Here is a 4,842-nt window from a genome sequence, read left to right as displayed (position 1 = left end):
GGGGGCAAACAAGATTCTATCAATATCCAAGCATCATCAGAAATGTCGTAACGTGCCACTATTTTGTTCCTGCATCGAAATCAATCAGATAATAATACTATTAATTGATATTAAGGGACACAGCCTAGACATCAGCGAGTCCGCTATATCCGGTAGCGTTGTGGTGAAAAATTTGAAGACGTTGTCTCGAAATTCCTGTTTATTAGCGAAATAACGGTTATTTCGAACCTGTTCATTCATGACCTTCCATAATCGCTCTATCGGGTTTAAATTTGGGCTGTATGGCGGAAGGTAATGTCATTCAATATTGCTCACATAAGCCCACTCCTTCACAAGATGAGCTTTGTTGTAACCCGCCCCATCCACAATAAGATGAATTTTTTGATGATAGTTAGGATAAGACTTTCTTATTTCATTGAAAAAACGGCAAATGTTGTCATCATTGATGGTTTGATATTCCTGGAACACCGTACGACCAATGGCATTCAGGTTGAGCGCACCCAATATATTCAGGCGAGTCCGGCTTCCTGTTGTCTTGACGGTTTTTTTCTCGCCTTTTCGCATCCAGCCATAACTGAGTTTGGTGCCTTGAGTCGGGTGAACAGCATCAAGAAAAAGGATAGGTTCGTCTTTCGCGGCAACTTTAAGATTTTCATCATATTCAATAAATTGTCGCTGTTTCTCTGCATCGAATTTATGAGGGACACCACAAGGTTTTTTATAAGAAAAACCCTGACAGTGTAGCCATTTATTCATGCCGGGAATGCTAAAGGTAATATTCCAGAGCTGAGCAACATAGGCCACGATTTCATGGGTGTGATGGAAAAGATGTTGAGATAAGTGATTGATTAAAAAATCAGTTTGTTCTCGAGAAAGCAAACTATCAGACCCCCATTATCAGATTTAAGTTTACCGTGATTAAGGTAATCACTGATATGGCGGTCAACAGTGGTCTGATGGAGTCGCAATGCCTGGGCTATCATCACAGAACTCCACCCTTCAGAAGCCAGAAGGATCGCTTTTATTCTGTCTCGTACCTGACCATCACGAGTGGTGTCGTGAAGACGTTCAAGTTTGATTTTTTGTTCTGATGTAATAAATATTTTCATAGCGAGGATAATGATCTCCATTTCGGATAAAATCAAGCATCTTCAATGATTACGGGTATATACAGATGATCCATTTTGGTATCTCGACGATAAAAATTTCTTTAATAAAAAAGCAAATAAAATAAATTTATTACGTTCAAAATTATCAAATTCATTTACATCTTGTAATGAAAAATATGCCACTCATTATAAGGAAAAGTAAATAGCTTTCCAAAATAGTGCTACACCTTACACACGCCACGTAACATATAACTCTATGTATAACAATTAGTTGAAGAAAGCCATGTGTAGCAGAATTATGAAACCTTATTTACTATAATGAGAAAAATGATAATTATAAATCCCTACCCCCTTTTTGGATTATCGGTGAATTAGCAACATTGGGAAATATATTTGTTATTTACGATTGCTTGGACAAACGTCGTTTTCAAATATCAGAACGAGAAAACATCCTTAACAATTTAGCCAAAGAATTTGGCGTAAAAAAATTTGAAACGCTGGTTGGATGGATTAGTGGATTAAGAGATGTAAGAAACAAATGTGCACATCATAATCGTCTTTGGAATTCAAATTTAAGAGCCCCAGCAGAAATTATCCCACACCTTTCTATACTTCCAGCGAATAACAATCGTATCTATGTTTTTCTTGCAACCCTTCACCATTTAAGCAAAATCTTAAAACTGGGCATAAACGTGGGCCAAGATATTCACACTTTAACACATGAATTCCCAAGAGTAATACCACTGTTACATTCTACTGGTTTTCCAGAAAGCTGGCATACAGATCCATTCTGGGAACTTTAGGATTACCATATATTTTGGCGATGCAAAAATATCTTAATACATGGTTAAATTTTGCTAATAATACTAAAACAAGATCCTTTACATCCCATATTAACTTGACAAACGAAAAGGTAAGCTGAGTTACACATACCTTACCAACCAAAAAATTTATACCTATATATGTCATAATGATTAAAAATATGACTACCCATCTTTCGTTAAATAAGCGTTATACACAGTTACACCGCTGATGTTGGTTCGCCTCCTCAGCTCACCAACCGCTTTCATTCACCCGACCCTTTGATGGGGTCAGGTGAATGAGCTTTATCAGCCGTGCAAATGTGCATAACACACAACTCGTTTTACAATTCATACCATAGACGCCGCTTAAATTTTTGGCTAACCTAATAGAAAATAATACTATTTGTCTAAACATCATCTCCACAAGAGGCTATCCAATGACTAACAACGTATAATACGTGCTCAAGCTAGGGGAGTAAAAGCCGCTAACATTTACCGCAACTTATGCCAGGCTATTCGGGCATTTTTATTTACCAGGGCAACTGCCGCTTTATTGAGCCCGCTGCGGGCTATCACGCCTTTTAACCAGCGTTGTAATCCATTACATTGTTCGTCAGGGATTTTTTGCACCTGATAAACAACTGAACGGGTACCATGAATCAATATTCCTCGCAAATAGCCATCCCCCGCGTTTCGTGATACCCAATAACCCGACTTTGCCACCACTACTGTGTTCTCTTAGAACCAGCCCCAGATAACTGGCAAAATGGCGGCCATTTTTGAAATCCGTACTCTCTCCCAGCGCTATCATTAAAGCGAATGCCCCCAGTGGACCAATACCCGGTAGCGTCAGTAGACGGCGAATATCTTCCTCTTGTGCATTCAAGATGTTGACGGAGTAGGCTAAAAAAACAGTCCCGGCTTTTACAAACCAAGGAGGTAAATATTTAGATAATATTTTTTTCTACTTGCTCTACAAGAGCACGGAATTCTCTAAAGTCAAAGTTCCATATTCCTCCATGCGGACAAGAAAAGATCTCTATTCTCATGCCATACTCAGGTTCATTTGAGACTTCTGCTACTTGATCTGTACCCCAAAAGATCTCGTAAACAACATTCTCTCGATCTGGCAAGCTCGCTATTTGTGCGGTTAATTTATTTGTCATTTCGGCGGTTCCAAAAATCCTATAAGCCTACCTTGAGCATCATAACGTAATCCACGCCCACTAAAGATATAACATCAGTAACTTGAACGTATCGTCCTGTATTACTTTGAATCACCTTTTTGTTCGGGTCATTCAATATACTATCTACAATTTTTTGGCCTTGTTCATTTATCGCAGATGGGTTTCCTTTAGCCTCTGGAAAAATGCTACCTGGCCGACTACCATGTTTTTGTAGAGCGCGACCAGCCAGTGTCAAATTTTGAGGCCGGATCTGTATATTTTGCTCCATTTAACAATTCATCAACTGACCATTTGCCAATATGATTGTTATTTCTGGCATTCTGCTTATCTTCGGGATCATGTCCTCCCGGTGTTCCTGAACCACCAAGTTCGGCTTTCTCTGAATCTGTCAGATCCTTTGATATATTGGGTTGATTCTCACCATCTACATAATCTGACGAACATACCCAGGCAAAGGAACATTGAGTCGCCTTATTCTATAGACTCTCCCATTTCCTTCAATTTTTTGTCCAAAGCTGAAGCTATCGTCTGATTTGCTTCATTCACGGCTTCACCCGTGTTTGAACCCGCTATCGGTGGCATTGGTACAGCTAGAGCATTATTATCCACAACAACGCATTCCATTGCGAAGTTGATTGCCAAACGCCAATTTTTACTATTATATCAGTAAGTTACAAGCTATTTTCCCCAGTGCGGTTTGAGGCTCGATCCACAACGCCCCGACGCGACTTTTCAGCCTGATAAGCCACTTTTCCCAGACGTAATGAACTACCCCTTTTACAATGTCGGATGATTATTTAACATTTGGGGTAGTTCATTTTGGCCGTGATTTATGTTTCTAACATCAATAATTAGATAATTTTTTAATTACAGAGCCTACAGTACCAGGTGGTAATAATGTTTCATTTATTGTTTTTCCATCATCATTACTCCATACAAAACGATCATTATGGCTCGTTTTCATGAAGTAAACATAATATCCATTATCTCCCATTGGTGTACATGTCATATCGAACAGCCCCTCAATGAGATTTTCTCCATCCCCTGTGAAATAGCTCTCAGCATTTCTATACAGGCTAACTGGTTCAATGTTGACATCATTACATACCAATGCATCTATTTTCATATTTGAATAAAAACTGAAGGTTGTTTTCAGCTCAAAAACATCCAAAAGATCAAATATTTTATATCCATCCAAATAGAAAAAGAAGATGCCATTTTTCCAAAAGCCATCAGATGAGTTCCATGATTCAACAGCATCGAACTGAAGAGAAAAATAAAACGGATCGCCATAAATCATTTCAACCTAACTCCCAATTTCTTTTGAATGTCGCTTGGAATCTGTTTACTTGTTAACTGGTTTTTTATATCTCCAGAGCTGCCATTCCAGTGATATTCCCCATTGGTACCTTCGAACCTATGAATATTACCTTTTTCATTCTTAGCGAATCTAACTTCTTTATTACCATAATTTTTAGAGCTTGGAATTGAATTTTCAAAAAGTTTCAATGAGTCTTTTGGTTCTATTCCCGCATTACGGCGATTTCCATCACCACCAAGAGTATGTTTAGGATTTGATTTATAAACTAATCCATTATTCGCTGTCACTGGATTAGTGTTGTGGTCAATAAAAATTGGTCACTAGCTTAGAGTTTTCCCAAAATAATCGTTCTGATTCGTTGGGTGTCAACCCATTGTTGTACCCATGGGGGCGAAGCTGGCTATAATAACCCGCTATATAAT

6 protein-coding genes and 2 pseudogenes are annotated in these 4,842 nt (G+C 38.5%); 1 reads left to right on the top strand and 7 read right to left on the bottom strand.

Annotated elements, in window-relative coordinates; translation table 11 throughout:
- Positions 1-84: 84 nt before the first annotated feature.
- Positions 85-1,109: pseudogene (locus EAE89_RS22220) on the bottom strand (IS630 family transposase).
- 308 nt (positions 1,110-1,417) lie between these two features.
- On the opposite strand from EAE89_RS22220, the gene EAE89_RS22215 reads away from it, so the two are divergent.
- On the top strand, positions 1,418-1,912 hold the full coding sequence (locus EAE89_RS22215; RefSeq protein ID WP_083451966.1) for an Abi family protein: 495 nt from the start codon (positions 1,418-1,420) through the stop codon (positions 1,910-1,912).
- Between the two features lie 492 nt (positions 1,913-2,404).
- Here EAE89_RS22215 and EAE89_RS22210 read toward each other — a convergent pair.
- The 6 genes and pseudogenes from EAE89_RS22210 to EAE89_RS22185 form a co-directional block, all read right to left on the bottom strand.
- Positions 2,405-2,798, bottom strand: a pseudogene (locus tag EAE89_RS22210) (transposase); the annotation flags it as partial.
- A 61-nt stretch (positions 2,799-2,859) separates the two neighbouring features.
- Complete coding sequence (locus EAE89_RS22205) at positions 2,860-3,078, bottom strand: hypothetical protein (RefSeq protein ID WP_054481429.1); 219 nt, start codon at positions 3,076-3,078, stop codon at positions 2,860-2,862.
- A gap of 19 nt (positions 3,079-3,097) precedes the next feature.
- A complete protein-coding gene (locus EAE89_RS22200; protein WP_054481427.1) occupies positions 3,098-3,367 on the bottom strand; it encodes a hypothetical protein in 270 nt (89 codons plus the stop codon).
- 203 nt (positions 3,368-3,570) lie between these two features.
- Positions 3,571-3,723: a hypothetical protein gene (locus EAE89_RS22195; protein ID WP_161804252.1), complete on the bottom strand. Its 153-nt coding sequence runs from the start codon at positions 3,721-3,723 to the stop codon at positions 3,571-3,573.
- A 220-nt stretch (positions 3,724-3,943) separates the two neighbouring features.
- The gene (locus EAE89_RS22190; RefSeq protein ID WP_054481425.1) at positions 3,944-4,399 is read right to left on the bottom strand and encodes an immunity 42 family protein; all 456 of its coding nucleotides are present in this window, start codon (positions 4,397-4,399) and stop codon (positions 3,944-3,946) included.
- The gene (locus EAE89_RS22185) at positions 4,396-4,707 is read right to left on the bottom strand and encodes a hypothetical protein (RefSeq protein WP_214086602.1); all 312 of its coding nucleotides are present in this window, start codon (positions 4,705-4,707) and stop codon (positions 4,396-4,398) included. Before EAE89_RS22185 ends, EAE89_RS22190 begins: the two co-directional genes overlap by 4 nt.
- Between the last annotated feature and the right edge of the window lie 135 nt (positions 4,708-4,842).

The organism is Photorhabdus heterorhabditis (genome assembly GCF_018448905.1).
GTDB lineage: Bacteria > Pseudomonadota > Gammaproteobacteria > Enterobacterales > Enterobacteriaceae > Photorhabdus > Photorhabdus heterorhabditis.
Note: the sequence above shows the minus strand (reverse complement) of the source record. Positions and strands in the feature narration are given on the sequence as shown.

Bases quoted from the DNA above. Each gene is read 5' to 3' on its own strand.
- EAE89_RS22205 (WP_054481429.1), bottom strand. From the start codon at position 3,078: ATGACAAATAAATTAACCGCACAAATAGCGAGCTTGCCAGATCGAGAG.
- EAE89_RS22200 (WP_054481427.1), bottom strand. From the start codon at position 3,367: ATGGAGCAAAATATACAGATCCGGCCTCAAAATTTGACACTGGCTGGT.
- EAE89_RS22195 (WP_161804252.1), bottom strand. From the start codon at position 3,723: ATGGAATGCGTTGTTGTGGATAATAATGCTCTAGCTGTACCAATGCCA.
- EAE89_RS22190 (WP_054481425.1), bottom strand. From the start codon at position 4,399: ATGATTTATGGCGATCCGTTTTATTTTTCTCTTCAGTTCGATGCTGTT.